Raw genomic sequence first — 18849 nt, 5'->3', positions numbered from 1 at the left:
GTTGAAGAACTCTCAGGCTGTGTCAGGCTCTGGCGAAGAAAGCAGTTCAATTGAAGAGTATTGCATTCCTGAAGTTAAAGATCAGCTGCCGAACCAGGTGGCTTTTTTCTTCTTCAACTAAAGGCAGGTTAGAAGACCACAACTTAAAGTAATCAAAATAATATAATAACTCACAATAAATTATGAAGAAATTTTGTGATTAGTCGATATAAGTAGTAAGATTTCTAATCAATTTTAAAGAGGTGAAGAAATTGAGGATTCAATCTTTAGGAAACGTTGCAACATCTGTTTATACAACTACTAAAAAGAATGCTACTGTTGAAGAAGTATTTATGAACACAGAAGTAAAAATGATGGATACAAAAGAAAGTTTAACTGGCGATATTTATGAAGAACTTGCGAGTAAGTATAATGTTCGAAATACTACATTTGAAGAATTAACCGAAATATCAAAGGCATTGTATGACAAAGGGGAAATTTCCTTAAAAGAACATATGACTATAACGTTTGATTATGAAAGAGCCACTAACAATATCAAGCAGTATGCAGTAACTCAAGTTTCACCAAAGTTTAGTATGTATGAAACAGATGCGGATTCGAATGGGCGAGTAGATTGGATTGCAGAGTTTGAAGAAAGAGCAAATAAAGATTTCAAGTATGGTAATTTAATTGGCTATCGAAGTAAATTGAAGGTTCTTTCTTTCCTTCAACAACTCGATAGACAGTAATATTGCGACATCGAATATTACTGTATTTGTAAAGAATTAACGGGTGCTTATCTTCAATAAGGATTTAAAACAAGGGCCCAATTAAGGGTCCTTGTTTATGGTTATTTATCAACAATATTATTTAACATAGATTATATTTAAAATTCGAAGCCCGGAGGAAATGGTAACAGAGCCTTCAAATTTTAAATACGGTTTTCATGTCATGATTAAGGATCGAAGCCGGTTAGTCTACAGATTACTCATAAAAATTCCACAAATTGTTTAAAATGATCAAAAATTTCAAAATATGATTGTATTCTATTTTTATTATAATTATTATATTAATTAGGAATAATTTACCTTTGGTGTTTATTGAGGGATTTTCACTAAATCTATTTAATAGGTGGTAGCTTAATTGGTATATACGGGATTGTTATTTCGTTTATTGTCGGATTGATGCGTAAAGGTAATTTAAAGGGTTTGGCACTCTTCGCTTTGTTTGATTTAGCTTGCCAACGAGTCCAGCCCTTTTTACCTGTTCCCCTTCCTGTTCCGCCCTTTCCCTTTGCCTTACCCATAAAATCAACTCCCATTATTCCAACACTTCTCATTAGTTTTATCCGGTTTCATTGAAAAAACTCCAGAAAAAAGAACCAAAGCCAATATGGCAATGGTCCCCACTGATAAAAAAAGATATTTATACAATCCGCTTTGCGAGATTGCAGATAGCTCTGCGACTGTCAATTCACAGACAATGCCGGGGTTGTAGTATCCAACTCTTCTGTATTGTTTTCCACTCTTCTGTAAGTTTTTGAGCTTAATAGATATTTATCAACCTTTTCCTGGACAACATTAAATCCGATTCCCGGACCTTTTGGCACTGTGACGATCCCTGGCTTGCTTAAGGTGACTTCTGGCTCAATGATATCTTCGGCCCAGTATTTTTTGGAGGCAGATGTATCGCCAGGAATGATAAAGTTTGATAGTGACGCAATGGCGATATTATGGGCTCGGCCAACACCTGCTTCGAGCATTCCACCGCACCAGACTGGAATACCGTGTGCTTCGCAAAGGTCGTGAATCTTCTTCGCTTCAGCAAGCCCGCCTACACGGCCAATTTTGATGTTGATGATTTTGCAGCTTCCCAACTCAATGGCTTTTCTGGCATCCTCAACTGAATGGATGCTTTCATCCAGGCAGATTGGGGTTTGCAGTTCTCGTTGAAGCTTGGCATGATCCACTATATCATCGTGAGCAAGCGGCTGTTCAATCATCATAAGGCCATATTGGTCCAATTGCTTAAGTATTTCAATGTCGTCCAGTGTGTACGCCGAGTTTGCATCTGCCATAAGCGGGATATCATATCCGAACTTTTCACGGATAGCTTTCACCCTTTCGACGTCAACACCCGGCTTGATTTTAACTTTAATCTTTTTATACCCTTGCTCTAAATACCCTTCAACTTTCTGAAGCAAGCCTTCAACAGTTGGCTCGATCCCGATACTGACTCCGACCTCGATTTCTTCTTTTTCGCCGCCCAGTGCCTGGGAAAGCGAGATTCCCTGTTGTTTCGCATATAGATCCCAAATGGCACTTTCGATTGCTGATTTGGCCATATTGTTTCGGCGGATCCAGGAGAATAATTTTGAAAAATCCTCAGGAGTATCAAGCTCTGTTTCAAGCAATTTTGGAATGATAACTTGTTCAGCTATATGCCATACCGTATCGCTTGTTTCTTCATTATATACTGGTGTATCCATGGCGACACTCTCTGCAAAGCCAACATGTCCATCTCCATACACACTCACCAGAATAAATTCTTTTTCTGTTTCAATCCCAAAGCTTGTTTGGAATGGTGCAAGAAGCGGCATTTTTAAACGTTCAAGCTTGACCTTTTCTATTTTCATCGGTCGTTCCTCCCTGTGGAATATGTTTTCGACTGCAACTTTAATATTCTACCTTGAGCCCATTCTTTTCAAAAGTAGTAAGAATCGCCCTGGTTAAAATTTCTGTTCCCGTGATTAAAGCGTCACGGTCAAATGTCATTTTCGGATGGTGGAGGCCCGGGGCCAGTCCGCATCCCAATCCAAGCATGGTTGCTTTTACTTCCGGTCTTTGTACATTGTAAAAGTGGAAATCCTCACAGCCAGATGTAACACTTGGCGGGAATAAGTGATCTTTACCCAATACAATCTGGATAGCTTCGGCCATGATCGATTGGGCTTCTTCATTCACTTCGGCGGCTACTGCATTCCCTGCATATGTAAAATCAATTCTTACTTGATACAAGGCTGAGATCGTTTCGATGATTTTTTCAACTTTTGCTGCCAGCTGCCTCATTGCCTGGTTGGTTTGTGCGCGCATATCGATCGCAAACTCGGCAGAGCCAGGGATGATATTATCATTGTCCCCTCCGGCTGTGAACCGGGTCATTTTAACCGAATAAGGAATTTGAGGATCAAGCCGGATTCCCTTGATTTCCTGGACGATTGCAGAGCCAACCTCTATCGCATTTGCTCCCAGATGCGGACGGCCGCCATGCAGGTCGTCACCGATGATTTTCCCAGTAATAAATTTACCCGCTCCGTGGACAATAGCAGGCGCAGCTTTGCCATGCGGAACCTCCTGGTCTGGCCGTACATGGACGCCGTATAAATAATCGATGTCATCGATTACTTTTTTCTCCAGCATTTTTAAAGCACCATTGGCTTTTTCTTCTGCTGGCTGAAAAATGAATTTCACTTTACCCGGGAGTTTTACATTCATTTTTTTCAACGACAGAATAACTCCTAATGCCAGGGTCATGTGGGCATCATGACCGCATGAATGGTTTGCCTTCCAGGCTCCATCCACTTCCTGCCAGAGCGCATCCATGTCGGCCCGCAAGCCCACTGTGAAAGGGCCCTCTCCCATTTCGGCCACAACACCGGTACAATCCTCAAAAGTCTCGAACTTAACTCCCAGCTCTTCAAGTAATCCAGTAATATATCGGGTTGTCTCATATTCCTTCCAGCTTACCTCAGGATTATTATGCAAGTGGTTAAAAATAGTAAATATCTGGCTTTTAAGGTCCTTAACCTCGAGTGTTCCCAACATGTTACTCCTCCTTCAGCCAGTTTAATTTTTAGTAAACATTGCTGTACCTATCGTATATTTTTCTAATGCCTTCCTGTTGATCTTGTACCCAATTCCGGGGGCCTTGGATAGTTGGATATTACCACCAGCATCCATCACAATCTCCGGTTCGATGACATCCTCGTTCCAATAGCGTGCTGATGGAGCTGTATCTCCGGGGATTGTAAAATTGTCAAGGCTTGTAATGGCAAGATTGTGGGCCCTTCCTATTCCGGACTCAAGCATTCCGCCACACCATACAGGTATATCGTGCTCTTTGCACAGATCATGAATTTTGATCGCTTCAGAAATTCCGCCGACACGGCCAATCTTGATATTTATAATTTTGCAGCTGCCAAGCTCGATTGCTTTTCTTGCATCTTCGGCTGAATGAATGCTTTCATCAAGACAAACAGGAGTCTTGATGGCAGCCTGCAGCTTGGCATGGTCAATAATATCATCATGTGCGAGCGGTTGTTCCACCATAATCAACCCCAGGCTGTCGATCTCTTTAAAAAGTTCAATGTCATTCAATGTATATGCGGAATTAGCGTCCGCCATCATTGGAATATCCCCAAATGTATATCTGACCGCCTTGAGCATTTCGATATCTTTGCCCGGCTTAATTTTTATCTTTATTTTTTGGAAGCCCTGGTCAAGATAATTTCCAACCTTCTCAATTAACGCTTCCTTTGTTTCCTGGATTCCGATGCTGACACCTACCGGGATAGACTGTTTCGCCCCACCTATTGCTTCAGCCAGTGTCTTTCCCTGCTTCTTCGCATATAAATCCCACACAGCACCTTCCAATGCTGATTTAGCCATATTATTTCGCCGGACCTGTTTAAACAGTTCATTCACTTCATCCGGATGTGCAATCTCTTCCTTTTGAAAAAGAAATGGGACTAGGAAATCCTTTAATATGTGAGAGGCGGTCTCGACCGTTTCTTCATTATAAAAGGGATTGGAGTTCACTACGCATTCACCATAGCCCACATGATTTCCATCATACACTTCGGTGATAAGGAATTCCCGGTCTGTCTGAGTCCCGAAACTCGTTTGAAACGGAAATTTCAAATCCATTTTCAACCTTCTGATGACAACTTTATCAATTCTCATTTTGATCCTTCTCTCATTCAAAAAGATGGCAAGCGACAGAATGATTGGCAGCGTTCATTTTCATGACTGGAACTTCCTGCTTGCAAATGTCAATTGCAAAAGGGCATCTAGTATGAAAAACACATCCGGCTGGCGGATTGATGGGCGAAGGCACCTCGCCTTTCAGCTTGATCTTCTCCCTTTTCACCGCTGGATCCGCTACAGGCACTGCCGATAATAATGCTTTCGTATAAGGATGAAGCGGGTTGGCAAAGAGTTCGTCTGTCGGCCCCTCTTCTACCATGCGGCCCAGATACATGACACCAATCCGGTCCGATATATGGCGGACAACACTCAAATCATGAGAAACAAACAGATAGGCAAGCTTAAATTCATCCTGGATTTCTTCCAACAGGTTCAAAACCTGCGACTGGATCGAAACATCGAGAGCGGATACCGGTTCATCACAGATAATCAGGCTTGGATTGACCATCAATGCTCTGGCCAGCCCGATCCGTTGTCTCTGCCCTCCGGAAAATTCGTGGGGATATCGATAATACTGCTCCGACTGAAAGCCCACTCGATTTAACATATCCATCACGCGGTCCATCCGTTCCTGCTTTGTGCCGATATTGTGGATTTTCAGTGTTTCTTCTAAAATATGCCCAATCCGTTTTCTAGGGTTCAAAGAGGAATACGGATCCTGAAAAACCATTTGCAGTTCCCTGCGCATATTTAAAAGCTCCCGTCCCTTTAGGCTATAAATATTCTGGCCCTTGTAAACGGTTTCTCCCTCTGTCGGCTCGACCAGGCGCAGCACCGTTCTGCCAGTGGTGCTTTTCCCGCACCCTGATTCACCGACGAGGCCATAGGTCTCACCCTCATACAAGTTAAAAGAAACATCATTTACCGCTTTTACCTGTCCTGTGACTTTCCCAAGTGAATTTGTTATAGGGAAATATTTCTTAAGGTTCTTTACCTCCAGGAGAGGCTTATCTTGTTCATTCAGCAGCACTGACATATTGATCCTCCCCAGCCTTCAGTATTTCCTTGTAATGCCAGCACCTGACTTTCCGGCCATCTTCCTCCTGTGTCAGCTCAGGCATCTCTTCTCTGCACAAATCAGTAGCGAAGGCGCAGCGCGGTGCAAATCGGCATCCTTTCGGCACTTGATGGAGGGTAGGAACTTTGCCTTCAATGACATGGAGCTTTTCCGAACGGTCCCCTGTCATTTGCGGAATTGATTTTAGCAGGCCCTGTGTATAGGGATGGTATGGTGTCTTAAACAGTGATTGGACATTACTTTCTTCAATGACCTGGCCTAAATACATCACAACGACCCTTGAGCACACTTCCGCCACAACACCCAAATCGTGAGTAATCATCACTGTGCCCATGTTGAATTCCTCTTTCAAATCATTGATCAAATCGAGAATTTGGGCTTGTGTTGTAACATCAAGAGCGGTCGTCGGCTCATCGGCAATAAGGAGCTTAGGCTTACAGGAAAGAGCCATGGCGATCATCACCCGCTGCCTCATCCCGCCGGACAGCTCGTGCGGATATTCATTGACCCTCTTTTCAGGTGAAGGTATTCCAGTTAACCGCAGCATCTCGACCGCTTTTTCGTATGCCTCTCGTTTGCTGACTTTTTGGTGGAGAAGAATGGCCTCTACAATCTGGTTTCCTACGGTGTAAACAGGGTTTAACGAGCTCATCGGATCCTGGAAAATCATCGAGATATCATTTCCTCTTATATCCTGCATCTTGGTGATCGAATAGTTTAGCAAATTCTTTTCCTGATAGAGGATTTCCCCTTCATATTTCGTTGATTTTTCATCAAGCAGGCGGAGGATGGACTCTGCGGTTACACTCTTCCCACACCCTGACTCACCAACAACGCCAACAGTTTCTCCTGCATGGACCGAAAAGCTGACTCCGTCCACCGCTGTGACGGAACCCCGTTCCGTTTTAAAATGCGTTTTTAAATTTTTCACTTCCAGAAGTTTGCTTTCCATTGCTGCTCCCCTCCTCTGCATATGTAATTATTTTGCTTTGTTATTATGAGGGTCTAATAAATCACGAATGCCGTCCCCGAACAGGTTAAGGCCAAAAACGGTCAGCATGATTGCAATGCCAGGGAAAATTGTCATCCACCATGCATTAAAAATGACCATTTTGCCATCATACAATAGGTTCCCCCAGCTTGGCGCCGGTGCCGGTATTCCTGCTCCGAGGAAGCTTAATGCCGCCTCGACGATGATGGAATCGGCAAAAATGAAAGTGGCCTGGACGACCAATGGTGAAATCACATTGGGAGCGATGTTCAGCCATATGATTCTTGCAGAACTGGCACCTTGGGCCCTTAATGCCTCAATGTACGTCTGTTCCTTAATAACGAGTGCGGAAGAACGGACGGTCCGGGCAACATAAGGTGTAAAGACAAACGCTAATGCGATTATGACGTTCTCCGTCCTCGGCCCGATGGCGGCCATAATGGCGATCGCCAGCAAAATGGCCGGAAACGCCATCAAACCATCACAAATTCTCATCAGGACATTGTCGAGGACGCGATTGTATGCTGCATAAAGCCCAATCAGCATTCCCACCAAAGAAGTGATCAAGGCCACCGAAAATCCTACCCCGATCGATACTTTCGCCCCATGGGCAACCCGGCTGAATAAATCACGTCCATAATTATCGGTTCCGAAAACATGTTCACCGCTGGGAGCCTGAAGACGTTCTTTTGCCGCCAGCTCGTAGGGACTTTGGGAAGCTAAAAGCGGGCCTAGAATGGTAAACAAAATCACAGCCGCAATAATGATGCTCCCGGTGACAGCAAGTTTATTTGAAAGGAAACGCCTTAGCAGCAATTGTCTGCGTTCTTTTTTTATATGGTTTTTAACATTTGATATTTCAACTTCTCTTGTAACGGATGCTTGCATAAAAGAGCGCCTCCTTTCTATTTGCGGTTAAGACGGACTCGCGGATCGATGACGCCGTATAATAAATCGACCACAAGATTGATTAATACATAACTTATCGCCACAAGCATGATCGTACCCTGGATGACAGCAAAATCCCGGCGTTCAACAGAATTAATAATCAACTGGCCAATCCCGGGAATATTAAACACGGTTTCAACGACTGCAGCGCCTGCAACCAACGTGCCGAAGGTCTGTCCAATCACAGTCAGGATTGGGATGAAGGCATTCCGCAGCGCATGCTTATACACAATAATACTTTCTTTCACACCTTTGGAACGGGCAGTTTTGATAAAATTCGCATTTAATATATCCAGCATGGATGACCTTGTCATCCTGGCGATAAGGGCAGCCTGCATCGCACCGAGGGCAATTGCCGGCAAGATCAGATAGCGCAAGTGCTGGAACAATCCTTCGCTCAGAGGCCTGTAACCTGCAACAGGCAGCCACCTGAGCTGGACAGCGAACAATAAAATCAACAACAGCCCAAGCAGAAAGCTTGGAACAGAAATCCCTATAAGCGATATTCCCATGAATGACTGGTCCACTATACTGCCTCTCTTTCTGGCAGCTATGACTCCGAGTGGAATTGCAAGTAAAATGGCGAGCAATTGGGCAAAGATGGCTAACGATAACGTCGGGCCCAAATGAGAAAAGAACGAATGAAGTACAGGTTCTTTCATAAAAATGGACCACCCAAAATCGCCCTTTACGATACCAGCGAGCCAATCCGTAAATTGTTGGTAAAGAGGGAGGTTGAGGCCGAGTTCCTCACGAAGCTCGGCTACCTCACGCGGACTTGCATCCGGACCCAGCATGACAGCCGCCGGATCACCAGGTGTAATATGGATAATGAGAAAAACAACAACGGCTACTACGAAAAGAACAGGTATAAGGGATAATAACCGTTTTAAAATATATCCTTTCAAAGGTAACTCCTCTCCCTCTGCTATCTAGTTACTTTTTCTGGACGTTCCATAAGGTAATCCCTTGTAAAAAGCCCATTCCTTCTATGTTGGAACGTGTCGAGGTGATCGTCGTCTTATTTCCGAATTTTATGATTGGCAGGTAGTTATAAAACTCTTCCTGAAGCTCGTCAAAGTATTTTTTCGCTTCTTCCTGTGATGACGCAGTATTGATCTTGTCCAACAATTCATCCATTTCCGGACTGTTGGTCCAGCCAGGCCATTGAGTAACTGAATCTAGAAAGACATATTTTGCAGGAATCGGTTCGGTTGGGAAACCGGTTACGAAAATATCATAGGCATTTGGATCGTTACGTTTTTGAAGGACTGTCGCCCAGTCATACACGTCAAGTTTTACCTTCATGCCAATCTTTTCAAGCTGCTGCTGGACAACAACTGCAGCATTATAGTGGTCCTCATAATCCCTGCTGGCCAAAATAATGATTTCTTCTTTATTGTAGCCCGCTTCTTTCAGCAATTTTTTCGCTTTATCCGGATCCTTTTGGTTGTATTGGTCCTTCCCTGCGTCGCTGTACCAATCCTTCTGGTCTTTTATCATAAGCCCGTGTTCCAGTTCATAAAAATTATCGTTTGTAAACGAAGCCATCAGGATTTCTTCCTGATCGAGCGCCGCGTTTACAGCCTGGCGGGCCTTCACATCCTGGAAAAACCTAGCTTTCTTGTTAAAGACCACTCCATTAAAGCCGTTATGGTCAATATGGTTCTTAACATCCCCGCTTGCTTCCAATTGCTCTGCATTATCAAATGGAATTGCATTTGCGATATCGTATTCCCCTGTCTGGATCCCTGCAAGGCGGGTGGAGGCGTCCGTTACAAACTGGAAGTAGATATCATCAACGTAGCCAGCTTTTTTACCGGCGAGCCCGCTGCTTTTTGTTTCAAGAGATTTATAGTCAGCAAATTTTTCTAAATATACGTGCTGGTCTGTTTTCCATTCAACGAACTTATAAGGGCCTGTCCCGATAAATTCTGCAAGTCCTTTTTCCGTTGCACTTTCGTTCACCTCTTTAGGTGTTATGACGGCTGCCTGCCCCGGGTCGGCCAGCATTGCCAGTGCTGTGGAAAGAGGCTGCTGCAGCTGTAAAACAACTGTATTGTCTCCCTCAGCGGTGAAGGTGGCATCCGCAAAATAGGACTTACCGAGAGGAGTAACCTTTACCCATCTTGTCATGGAGGCTATAACATCCTCTACATCCATATCCTCACCATTGTGGAACTTGATTCCTTCCCTTAGTTTAAAGGTGATTGTCTTTCCATCCTCGCTCACCTCATAAGACTCGGCAAGCATCGGTTGAATTCCGAAATTTTGATCAAACGTCACGAGTGTTTCAAAAACATGACGCTGAATGTCCCTTGTGGCTACAGCAGTCGTTAATAAGGGGTCCAGGGTCGGCGGCTGTGCGTTGTATGCAACTTTCAGTTCTCCTCCAAAAACCTCTTTTTCTTTTTCCTTTGTACTGCTGCTTTTCTCTTCGCCCGAGCAGGCGGCTAAAGAAAACATAAGCAATACGGCCATGAATAAAAAGCTGACTTTCTTCATTTCCTATTTCCCCCTTTGTATTGATCATCTTTTGGAGAGGCTTGCAAAAAACCTACCCATCATTTTCCAAAACTAAAGTCTACACTTCGTTTTTTAAATTTTTGAAGTTTATACTTTCAATAAATTTATCATATATTCAGTCTTTTCGCAATACTCTTTATACAATGTTATTTTAGAAAAATAGAATTAAATTCACGTTTATTCCACCGGACTGAATTGCCATATTTCCATCAAACATGATATTTTTATAGAAAACACATACTTCATAATCAGGATAGACCAAATAAAGTAGGGGAGTTTTTGCATATGGCCAATTTTCAAGAAAGAATCAAAAACAAATATCCCTCATTGTCGTCAGGAAACAAAAAGGTAGGAAAATACGTACTCGATAATCCTCAGTCAATCGCGATGAAATCCGCAAGCCAGCTTGGGCAGGAAGTAGGAGTGAGTGAAACCACGGTGATCAGATTTTGTTATGCACTGGAATATAGTGGGTATAGCGAACTGCAAAACGAGGTTAGAAACTATCTTATTTTCCAAAAGAGCAGCCTGCATGAATACCAGGCTGACAAAGAAGGAATGGCAGACAAGCCAAACTTTTTTGCCCAGAGTATGGGAAGGGATATGGCAAACATCAGCGAGGTTATGGAGAATTTGGACGAAGCTGACCTAAATAGGGCAGTCAGGAAAATCTATAATTCAAACAATATAATGGTCACTGGCATCCGGACCTCATTTGCGATCGCCCATTGGCTTTCATTTACACTTAATATCATCAAGGGAAATTCACATCTTATCAATCCCGGCATAGACGATTTCAACCATTTATTATCAAAACTGGACAGCGGGAGCATCCTGATTGCCATTACTTTTCACCGGTATTCTTCGATGACCCTGGGATTGGCGGAATCTGCGAAAAAGCAGGGAGCGTTTGTCATTGGCATCACTGATTCTCCATTGTCTCCGCTAGCCGAATTCTCAGATGTCCTATTACCCATCGGATTGTCGACAAGATCCACAATCGACTCCGCCCCGCCTGTTTTCTCTTTGGTCAACGCAATCGTGGCAGGTGTATCCGTAATTGATAAAAAAGGGTTTGAACAAAGAAGAGATGAATATGAGAAATTTAACCCTGGATACTTTTTTATGTAGCACGAAAAAATGAGGCTGGGATTGCCTCTAGTTTTTGCGGACAGTTCTCGAAGATTGCTTCTTCCTTATCTTCGAGTGAATTTGAACATTTATTTCCCCGGGGACAGACGTCCATTCAATAAAAGACCACCTTCGATAAAATGAAGGTGGCTTTGAAGGTGTTTATGAAAGATTGTGGGGCCAACGATATTGATATGCATTGTCCGTGGATGTTAATGGAAAAACAACTGTATCATTATTGAACGAAAAATGGTATGATCTTCAGTTTCATGGTATCCGTTTGCGAATTTTTGTCCTTAAATTATTGACATTGGCACAGATTGAGCTGTTGAATGACAGGCAACCTGCAATAGAACGGGATTTCTTTAAGACTATCGACATTTCTCATTGCACGCTGAAATTTAAGAAGTTCTTCTTCCCTTCTCTGAATCTCCTTTTCAATTACGTACGTTTCCTCAAACATACTGATCGTCTCCTTTAGTTTTGTTAAGTTTATTTTAGTTTGCGACCTAATTTTTCACATTGGCCTTAACACTGAAATAAACTGAGACTTTAGATGTATGATTGAGTCGACGGAGTTTTTTAGCTAATATAGTTAAGCGAGGGCTATTTTTTAGCGGCCCAATTCAGAAAATAATACTATCCACCTTGTATGTAACGTGGAGAGACATAAGTTGATTCCTCCGAAAAGAGAAATTGCGCTAACGTATTGTTTTATTTTTTCATTAGTTTTCTTATCCAGAGGATTCCTAATTTTAAAACGAGATATCCCAGGAAGAACAGTAAAAACCCCCATAATCCTATTACTGCGTCAACGAATTCCATGTTACCCCTGCCAGTAATTTTCTGTTGAATTTCTACCGCAAATACAATCACTATTAAAACAGTAAAAGTATAGATAAAAGAAATCACAGTAATACTGTATCTGGCCAGCGCTTTAAACAATTGATGGACAATTAAAAAAGAAATAATCCCTAAAATACCAAAAACCCAAAGGTGCAAATCCTTATCAGATAGGTTCAGTCCTAACTCATCACTCATTTCATTAATTTGGTCATGGAACATATTAACTATTTCAGCGATAAGCAAAATAACATCTCTCATTATTAATCCCTCTTCAGTCCAAAACTCGTATTATTAACCCAATTATACTTAATATTGGTTACCTCTGACAGCTTTTTAACAATCTGAAAACAGCTTGTTACTATTTTATCGCGACGGATTATCAAGTTGTCCTATTCATGGAGGTACGCGACAGGCCAGGTGGTTTTCATGTATTCTAAAATGTAATTCCTTAATATGAAAATGTCTTATCACAGGGGAAATGGAGAGTTGATGATGATTCTGGTGATAGATAATTATGACTCGTTTACTTTTAATCTCGTACAATATATAAAGCAATTTGACAAAAATGTGGCTGTCATCAGAAATGATCAGACAACAATTGATGAAATAAAAAAAATGGATCCTGAATTTATCCTTATTTCCCCCGGCCCGGGAAATCCGGAGCAGGCGGGTTTATCCCTGGACATTGTAAAAGAGTTCTATAAAACAACCCCCATTTTAGGGATTTGTTTAGGCCATCAAGTCATTGCACAATTTTTTGGTACAAAAATCATACAAGCCGAAAGGCCAATGCATGGAAAAGTGTCATTAATCACTCATGATGGGCAATCGGTCTTTAATAATATGGGTAGCCCACTTTCTGTTACAAGATACCATTCTTTAATTGTAGATTCTAAAACAATTCCAGACTGTTTAGAAGTAAGTGCAGTAAGCCCAACTGGCGAGATTATGGCCATCAGGCATAAAAAATATAAAGTCGAAGGTATGCAATTCCATCCTGAATCTATTTTGACCGAATCAGGCATTCAGCTTTTGAAAAACTTTTTTATACCCAACCCTAAAGCAACTGAATTACAGGAGAATACATTATGTTGAACAATAAGCAGAATATGTTGCATTTTGAGTTTGCAGACGATAGCGGAAAAGTCACCCCGCTCACCTTTTCCAATCCGGAAGAAATCATTATTGCCAGGACAATTGATGAGGTCATCCCCTGTTTGCAACGGGTTCAGGATGCTGTAGAGTCAGGTTTATATGCGGCTGGATACATTACTTACGAGGCTGCCCCCGCATTTGATGATGCTTTTTTAGTAAATGAGCAAAATAAAATGCCCCTGTTATGGTTTGGATTATTCAGTAAGCCGGGTGAACCAGTAAGTTATGAACCAGAACACTATTCTGTAGCGGAATGGCTACCCGATGTAGATATTGAAGAATATCGTTCCCGGTTTCATAAAATCAAACAGTATATAAAAAACGGAGATACATATCAAGTTAACTATACGATCCGCCTGAACTCGACCTTTAAAGGGGATGATTTCAGCTTCTTTAAGCAGCTCGCCAAGGGGCAGTCTGCGAATTATTGTGCCTATATCTCCACAGAGGAACATAGTATATTGTCTGCGTCGCCGGAGCTATTCTTTCACTTGCAAAACAATAAAGTCACTACAAGGCCCATGAAAGGGACGATCCAGAGAGGAAAGACGTATCAGGAGGACTTATCCCACCTAGAACAGTTATCGACCTCTGAAAAAAACCGTTCCGAAAACCTGATGATTGTGGACTTGTTAAGGAATGATCTGGGCATCATTGCGGAGCCAGGTTCGGTCGAAGTTCCCAGCCTTTTTTCAATCGAGCAGTATCCCACGGTTTACCAGATGACATCAACAGTTACTGCTAATTTATCACCACAAACCACGATTACTGATATTTTTAAAGCACTGTTTCCGTGTGGCTCAATCACTGGAGCGCCTAAGATTAGCACAATGAAGTTTATTTCTGAATTGGAAAAGTCCCCAAGAGAAGTTTATTGCGGGGCGATCGGGTATATAACCCCGAAAAAGGAAGCAATCTTTAATGTGCCGATCCGGACAGTCATCATTGAAAAATCAACGGGCAAAGCCGAGTATGGAGTTGGCGGCGGAATTACATGGGATTCAACTGAAGAAGATGAATACCACGAAATTATAACTAAAGCAGCGTTATTACAACAAAACCGGCCAGATTTCGAACTATTAGAAAGCTTAAATCTAAAAAACGGACATTACTTTTTGCTTAATGAACATCTTGACCGCATGAAAAAGTCTGCAGAATATTTCGGGTTTGCTATTGGTATTGAAAACGTTGCAGAAGAACTGCAAAAATATGCTCTCACAAACGTGAACGAAGAACAAAAAGTCAGGCTGCTTGTTTCTAAAGATGGACAAGCAACCGTGGAAGGTGCAGCAATCACCGCTTCCCAAAACCAGGTTACTGTCGCACTGGCAGATCATCCCATAAAAAAAGATGATATATTTCTGTATCACAAAACAACAAACCGGCAGATCTACTCGTCATTTAAGGGTAGATTCCCAGAAGCATATGATGTACTCTTATGGAATGAACAGAATGAACTCACTGAATTCACCACGGGAAATGTTGTGCTGGAAATTGAAGGCGAGTTATTCACCCCTTATGTAGAAAGCGGCTTGCTTCCAGGAACATTCCGTAAACACCTGTTAGAAAATAACCAAATCCATGAAAGAACGCTCACGATCAGTGATCTAAAGATTTGCACAAATCTCTGGCTCATTAATAGTGTAAGGAAGTGGGTTAATGTGAAGCATAGGGACGGTTGGTATAATGATGGGCCGAGGAGTTGTTAATATGAAAATAGTTAAATTTATTGTTGTTCTGATGGTTATTCTCGTCGGGCTAGGGATTGGCGTTTATTATGTTGGTACCAATATGGCTTCTGAAAAATTGATGGACGCTGTTTCAACGGAACTTGAAAATAGCGGAGAAATAGAGGCAATCAGGCAGTCAATTGAGAATGATCCCGAACTTCAAGCCTTCTTAGAAGGAGCGGAAAACGTAGATGAAAGTAAATTGCCGTTCACAACAAAAGAAGAGGCTACACGTCTTTTAATCAATAAAGTGGGACTTACAGAACTTAAGGATATTCAGTCGCAGGTTCAAAATGGCACTGCATCAAAAGAGGAAATCCTGCGGAATATTGAGGCTAAATTAACGAACGAGGAAATCTTGGCTTTAAAAGTAATTGCGTATAAAGAACTAAATAAGCAAGGGGGCTGAGCAGCCCCTTTTTTATGCTGTTAAATGAGCCGAGGATTTCAAGCAATGACAGGGACGATCCTTCTTATTCACTGAATGCCCTCTGACATTTCCCTAACATAAAATCCTGGTACGTCGTAGCTTGATAGAGTTGCTGGCAAAACGGACAAAAAAATGCACCCTGAAAGGTGCTCTTGTACGGAAGAGAAATATATATTAGTTCACAATTTTAAATTCTCCCCCATGGTTTCTACTGGCTATAGAAAGCTTAAGAGATTGATTGAATTTCTTGGACAAACCCTTAATAATCCCGTGATTATAAGCTGCCGGGTAATGTGCCGTGTTACAAAATAACTGAATTTGATTTTTGCTTTCCATATAGGGTAAATATTCTCCAATGTACACGTTTGTCTTATGGTTCATGTAATAGATACGATTTAAATTTTGTATCGCATCATTAAAACTTTGAATCGATTCAGGAAAAATGCATTTGTCCGGCACCAGTTCACCCATATATTCAACCGCATCATTTCCGTACTTCTTGGATATAGAGGCTAGCAAAAAAAGGACAATATCCATATCATACCAAATCCGGCCGTTTAACAACCTATCGCTAAACGGGTCAGGCAAATCAAATTTTTCCTTTAAAGCAACCTCCAAAATATTCCGGACGGCATTTTCATGTACATTTGAGTGTGAATAATCTGCAGGCAATGACTTGCTGACTCTCATTTGAAAATTAAGAAATCTGTTAAGCTCCTCACTCAGTTCCAGTGTCCTTGCAGATGATAACTGTTGAATATTAGTATTTTTATACAACTTTTCACGAATGCTTTCTATAACCTCGTTAATCATAAAGAAACTCCTTTTTGTCTGAATGATTCATAGTTTCAATCATACTAATTCGGTTAGTATCCCCTAAGTCCTAAAGTAACGTTTCGAATATCACGAGCCACTAAAATGGTGGAGAGATGAATGACGTTGTTGTTACAGGGTTATTCTTGCAGAAAAAGGAATTACCTCCCAACCTTCGAATAGTTTCGTGCAACCGAAACTACCCAAGATTCGCGGTTATTCCCTATCTTATTATACAGTTTTATTGTCTTCGAGACAATTCGGGGCATTCCAGGGAATAGGACATAGCCGTAAGTACTGTTTCCAGCTACTCGATGTTTTGCCGTCCCAAGAAGTTGTATATGATCTCTGCATGAATTTTCGTTGCAGAGATTAGCTCTTGAATTTCGACGTATTCATTGCGTTTGTACGCGGTGTACGTTCTGGGTCCCTTCATTGGAAGTTTGGAATCCCCTGACCACTTCCGTAGCCTCATTTATTACTTTAACGTTACAAATTACTAACAACTTGCACGAATCGACTTTTTATAGCGAATTTTATTATATGTTATATGATAGAGAAAAAAACCTGAGAAACCCACTGGGGGCAATTAGAAAAGTATTTGAGGAGGAATAGGAATGTTAGAATTGGATCCGTACATAGATCAATTTGCCACGATAAAGGTGATTGGAGTAGGCGGCGGTGGAAATAATGCCGTCAACCGGATGATTGAAGATGGGGTGCAGGGTGTAGAATTCATTGCTGTTAATACAGATGCACAAGCTCTTAATATGTCTAAAGCGGAAATTAAGATGCAAATCGGTGATACGCTAACAAGAGGATTGGGTGCGGGCGCAAATCCCGACATCGGGAGGAAGGCAGCCGAGGAAAGCAGACAGCAGCTTCAGGACGCTTTAAAAGGTGCTGATATGGTTTTCGTGACAGCAGGAATGGGTGGCGGAACTGGTACAGGAGCTGCTCCTGCTATTGCCCAAATCGCCCGTGAGCTTGGTGCCCTCACAATCGGCGTGGTGACACGTCCGTTCAATTTCGAAGGACGCAAGCGTGCACAAAATGCGGCGGCCGGAATTGAAGCAATGAAGAAAGCCGTTAACACCTTAATCATTATTCCAAATGAACGTTTATTGGAAGTAGTCGATAAAAAAACACCGATGCTGGAAGCATTCCGTGAAGCGGACAATGTCCTGCGGCAGGGTGTCCAGGGCATTTCGGATTTAATTGCCGTACCCGGTTTGATTAACCTTGATTTTGCTGACGTAAAAACAATCATGTCCTTTCAAGGAACGGCATTAATGGGCATCGGTGCTGCCTCGGGTGAAGGCCGTGCCGTAGAAGCCGCAAAGAAGGCCATTTCCAGTCCGTTGCTTGAGACATCCATTGATGGAGCCAAGGGTGTATTGATGAATATAACGGGCGGGAATGACTTAAGTCTGTATGAAGTACAGGAGGCAGCCGATATTGTAGCCTCTGCAACCGGTCAGGAATTAAACATGATTTTTGGTTCCGTCATTAATGAGGATCTTAATAACCATATCATGATTACGGTAATTGCTACTGGCTTCAATCATGACGATGAAATTTCGCCAAAAACCCGCTACCCATCAGCAGCAGGGGCCGCAAAGTCCCAAGCTATGCAACAAATACATACAACACAGCGTGGATACGCTGCTTCCGATGAACCCAATTACGAAGCACCTGCAAGATATAGGAAACCCGCACAATATGAAGAATACAGTCATTATGAAGAGCCCGGAACATCATACGCAGAACCAGCAAGGTACGAAAAACCAGCAAGGTATAAAGAACCGGCAAAATATGTAGAACAAGCAAGATACGAAGAACCAGCAAGATACGAAGAACCAGCAAGATACAAAGAACCGGCAAGGTACGAAGAACCGGCAAGATATAAAGAACCGGCAAAATATGTAGAACCAGCAAGATACGAAGAGCCGGCAAGATACGAAGAGCCGGCAAGATACGAAGAGCCGGCAAGATACGAAGAGCCGGCAAGATATAGAGAATCCGTAAAGCCTGGCCGGCAACGGCAACAACGATCAGATTCACTAGAAATTCCGTCGTTCTTTCGCCGAAGAAATAGAAGGTAATGAAATGACAAAAGGACATCCTATGAAACAGGATGTCCTTTTTGGTGGCGGTGCATTGAATGAACTTAAACGAGTAGAAATTATTATTTAAATATAAAATCCCTGATAGAAATCCCCCCTTTAAGCCATTTGCTGAAGGAGGGTTCGTTTTGTGCAAACGTTTCTGTTTTTTAAAAGTGACCCCAAAACAAA

16 protein-coding genes and 1 pseudogene are annotated in these 18849 nt (G+C 42.2%); 6 read left to right on the top strand and 11 right to left on the bottom strand.

The features are described 5' to 3' along the window. Window positions 1-251 precede the first annotated feature (251 nt). Window positions 252-728 (top strand): hypothetical protein, encoded by a 477-nt coding sequence (locus CVD19_RS13210; RefSeq protein WP_101582326.1) that lies wholly within the window; start codon window positions 252-254, stop codon window positions 726-728. Between the two features lie 371 nt (window positions 729-1099). Here the strand turns inward: CVD19_RS13210 and CVD19_RS13205 are convergent, their stop codons facing one another. From CVD19_RS13205 to CVD19_RS13165, 9 genes are all read right to left on the bottom strand, one after another. Then, window positions 1100-1285, bottom strand: coding sequence for a DUF3934 family protein (locus tag CVD19_RS13205; RefSeq protein WP_101582325.1), 186 nt, complete (start codon window positions 1283-1285; stop codon window positions 1100-1102). Window positions 1286-1447: 162 nt separating this feature from the next. After that, on the bottom strand, window positions 1448-2614 hold the full coding sequence (gene menC / locus CVD19_RS13200) for an o-succinylbenzoate synthase (protein ID WP_101582324.1): 1167 nt from the start codon (window positions 2612-2614) through the stop codon (window positions 1448-1450). A 40-nt stretch (window positions 2615-2654) separates the two neighbouring features. After that, window positions 2655-3803 (bottom strand): M20 peptidase aminoacylase family protein, encoded by a 1149-nt coding sequence (locus CVD19_RS13195; protein ID WP_101582323.1) that lies wholly within the window; start codon window positions 3801-3803, stop codon window positions 2655-2657. 21 nt (window positions 3804-3824) lie between these two features. After that, window positions 3825-4940 carry an o-succinylbenzoate synthase gene (gene menC, locus CVD19_RS13190; protein ID WP_101582322.1) on the bottom strand — a complete coding sequence of 372 codons (1116 nt, stop codon included), beginning with the start codon at window positions 4938-4940 and terminating at the stop codon, window positions 3825-3827. 13 nt (window positions 4941-4953) lie between these two features. Next, on the bottom strand, window positions 4954-5940 hold the full coding sequence (locus tag CVD19_RS13185; RefSeq protein WP_101582321.1) for an ABC transporter ATP-binding protein: 987 nt from the start codon (window positions 5938-5940) through the stop codon (window positions 4954-4956). Beyond that, entirely contained in the window at window positions 5921-6934 is a 1014-nt protein-coding gene (locus CVD19_RS13180; RefSeq protein WP_101582320.1) for an ABC transporter ATP-binding protein, read from the bottom strand. Before CVD19_RS13180 ends, CVD19_RS13185 begins: the two co-directional genes overlap by 20 nt. 27 nt (window positions 6935-6961) lie before the next feature. Further along, window positions 6962-7861, bottom strand: coding sequence for an ABC transporter permease (locus tag CVD19_RS13175; protein ID WP_101582319.1), 900 nt, complete (start codon window positions 7859-7861; stop codon window positions 6962-6964). Between the two features lie 17 nt (window positions 7862-7878). After that, entirely contained in the window at window positions 7879-8829 is a 951-nt protein-coding gene (locus CVD19_RS13170) for an ABC transporter permease (RefSeq protein WP_101582318.1), read from the bottom strand. 28 nt (window positions 8830-8857) lie between these two features. Next, window positions 8858-10426, bottom strand: a complete 1569-nt coding sequence (locus CVD19_RS13165; RefSeq protein ID WP_101582317.1) for an ABC transporter substrate-binding protein — start codon at window positions 10424-10426, stop codon at window positions 8858-8860. 306 nt (window positions 10427-10732) lie between these two features. On the opposite strand from CVD19_RS13165, the gene CVD19_RS13160 reads away from it, so the two are divergent. Then, window positions 10733-11578 (top strand): MurR/RpiR family transcriptional regulator, encoded by an 846-nt coding sequence (locus CVD19_RS13160; protein ID WP_101582316.1) that lies wholly within the window; start codon window positions 10733-10735, stop codon window positions 11576-11578. Window positions 11579-12292: 714 nt separating this feature from the next. On the opposite strand, the gene CVD19_RS13155 is transcribed toward CVD19_RS13160, so the two are convergent. Next, window positions 12293-12682, bottom strand: a complete 390-nt coding sequence (locus CVD19_RS13155; protein ID WP_101582315.1) for a hypothetical protein — start codon at window positions 12680-12682, stop codon at window positions 12293-12295. Between the two features lie 234 nt (window positions 12683-12916). On the opposite strand from CVD19_RS13155, the gene CVD19_RS13150 reads away from it, so the two are divergent. Genes CVD19_RS13150 through CVD19_RS13140 form a run of 3 tightly spaced genes read left to right on the top strand, consistent with a single transcriptional unit; the run spans window position 12917 to window position 15718 of the window. Further along, window positions 12917-13519 carry an anthranilate synthase component II gene (locus CVD19_RS13150; protein WP_101582314.1) on the top strand — a complete coding sequence of 201 codons (603 nt, stop codon included), beginning with the start codon at window positions 12917-12919 and terminating at the stop codon, window positions 13517-13519. Then, window positions 13513-15288, top strand: a complete 1776-nt coding sequence (pabB, locus tag CVD19_RS13145; RefSeq protein ID WP_101582313.1) for an aminodeoxychorismate synthase component I — start codon at window positions 13513-13515, stop codon at window positions 15286-15288. The genes CVD19_RS13150 and pabB overlap by 7 nt, the downstream gene beginning before the upstream one ends. Window position 15289: 1 nt before the next feature. Then, window positions 15290-15718, top strand: a complete 429-nt coding sequence (locus CVD19_RS13140; protein WP_101582312.1) for a hypothetical protein — start codon at window positions 15290-15292, stop codon at window positions 15716-15718. Window positions 15719-15913: 195 nt separating this feature from the next. Here the strand turns inward: CVD19_RS13140 and CVD19_RS13135 are convergent, their stop codons facing one another. Then, window positions 15914-16552 (bottom strand): aspartyl-phosphate phosphatase Spo0E family protein, encoded by a 639-nt coding sequence (locus CVD19_RS13135; protein ID WP_101582311.1) that lies wholly within the window; start codon window positions 16550-16552, stop codon window positions 15914-15916. Between the two features lie 617 nt (window positions 16553-17169). Here CVD19_RS13135 and ftsZ point away from each other — a divergent pair. Next, a pseudogene (gene ftsZ, locus CVD19_RS13130) lies at window positions 17170-18177 on the top strand (cell division protein FtsZ); the annotation flags it as partial. Window positions 18178-18849 lie beyond the last annotated feature (672 nt).

Origin of the sequence: Bacillus sp. T33-2 (assembly GCF_002860205.1) — a bacterium.
GTDB lineage: Bacteria > Bacillota > Bacilli > Bacillales > Cytobacillaceae > T33-2.
The sequence above is the reverse complement of the archived record's forward strand: the minus strand, read 5'-3'. Positions and strand labels throughout refer to the sequence as shown.

What these genes read in the sequence shown, in the direction of transcription:
- CVD19_RS13185 (WP_101582321.1), bottom strand. Translation starts at nt 5,940, where the DNA reads ATGTCAGTGCTGCTGAATGAACAAGATAAGCCTCTCCTGGAGGTAAAG.
- CVD19_RS13175 (WP_101582319.1), bottom strand. Translation starts at nt 7,861, where the DNA reads ATGCAAGCATCCGTTACAAGAGAAGTTGAAATATCAAATGTTAAAAAC.
- menC (WP_101582324.1), bottom strand. Translation starts at nt 2,614, where the DNA reads ATGAAAATAGAAAAGGTCAAGCTTGAACGTTTAAAAATGCCGCTTCTT.
- CVD19_RS13165 (WP_101582317.1), bottom strand. Translation starts at nt 10,426, where the DNA reads ATGAAGAAAGTCAGCTTTTTATTCATGGCCGTATTGCTTATGTTTTCT.
- pabB (WP_101582313.1), top strand. Translation starts at nt 13,513, where the DNA reads ATGTTGAACAATAAGCAGAATATGTTGCATTTTGAGTTTGCAGACGAT.
- CVD19_RS13205 (WP_101582325.1), bottom strand. Translation starts at nt 1,285, where the DNA reads ATGGGTAAGGCAAAGGGAAAGGGCGGAACAGGAAGGGGAACAGGTAAA.
- CVD19_RS13150 (WP_101582314.1), top strand. Translation starts at nt 12,917, where the DNA reads ATGATTCTGGTGATAGATAATTATGACTCGTTTACTTTTAATCTCGTA.
- CVD19_RS13155 (WP_101582315.1), bottom strand. Translation starts at nt 12,682, where the DNA reads ATGAGAGATGTTATTTTGCTTATCGCTGAAATAGTTAATATGTTCCAT.
- CVD19_RS13160 (WP_101582316.1), top strand. Translation starts at nt 10,733, where the DNA reads ATGGCCAATTTTCAAGAAAGAATCAAAAACAAATATCCCTCATTGTCG.
- CVD19_RS13135 (WP_101582311.1), bottom strand. Translation starts at nt 16,552, where the DNA reads ATGATTAACGAGGTTATAGAAAGCATTCGTGAAAAGTTGTATAAAAAT.
- CVD19_RS13140 (WP_101582312.1), top strand. Translation starts at nt 15,290, where the DNA reads ATGAAAATAGTTAAATTTATTGTTGTTCTGATGGTTATTCTCGTCGGG.
- menC (WP_101582322.1), bottom strand. Translation starts at nt 4,940, where the DNA reads ATGAGAATTGATAAAGTTGTCATCAGAAGGTTGAAAATGGATTTGAAA.
- CVD19_RS13195 (WP_101582323.1), bottom strand. Translation starts at nt 3,803, where the DNA reads ATGTTGGGAACACTCGAGGTTAAGGACCTTAAAAGCCAGATATTTACT.
- CVD19_RS13180 (WP_101582320.1), bottom strand. Translation starts at nt 6,934, where the DNA reads ATGGAAAGCAAACTTCTGGAAGTGAAAAATTTAAAAACGCATTTTAAA.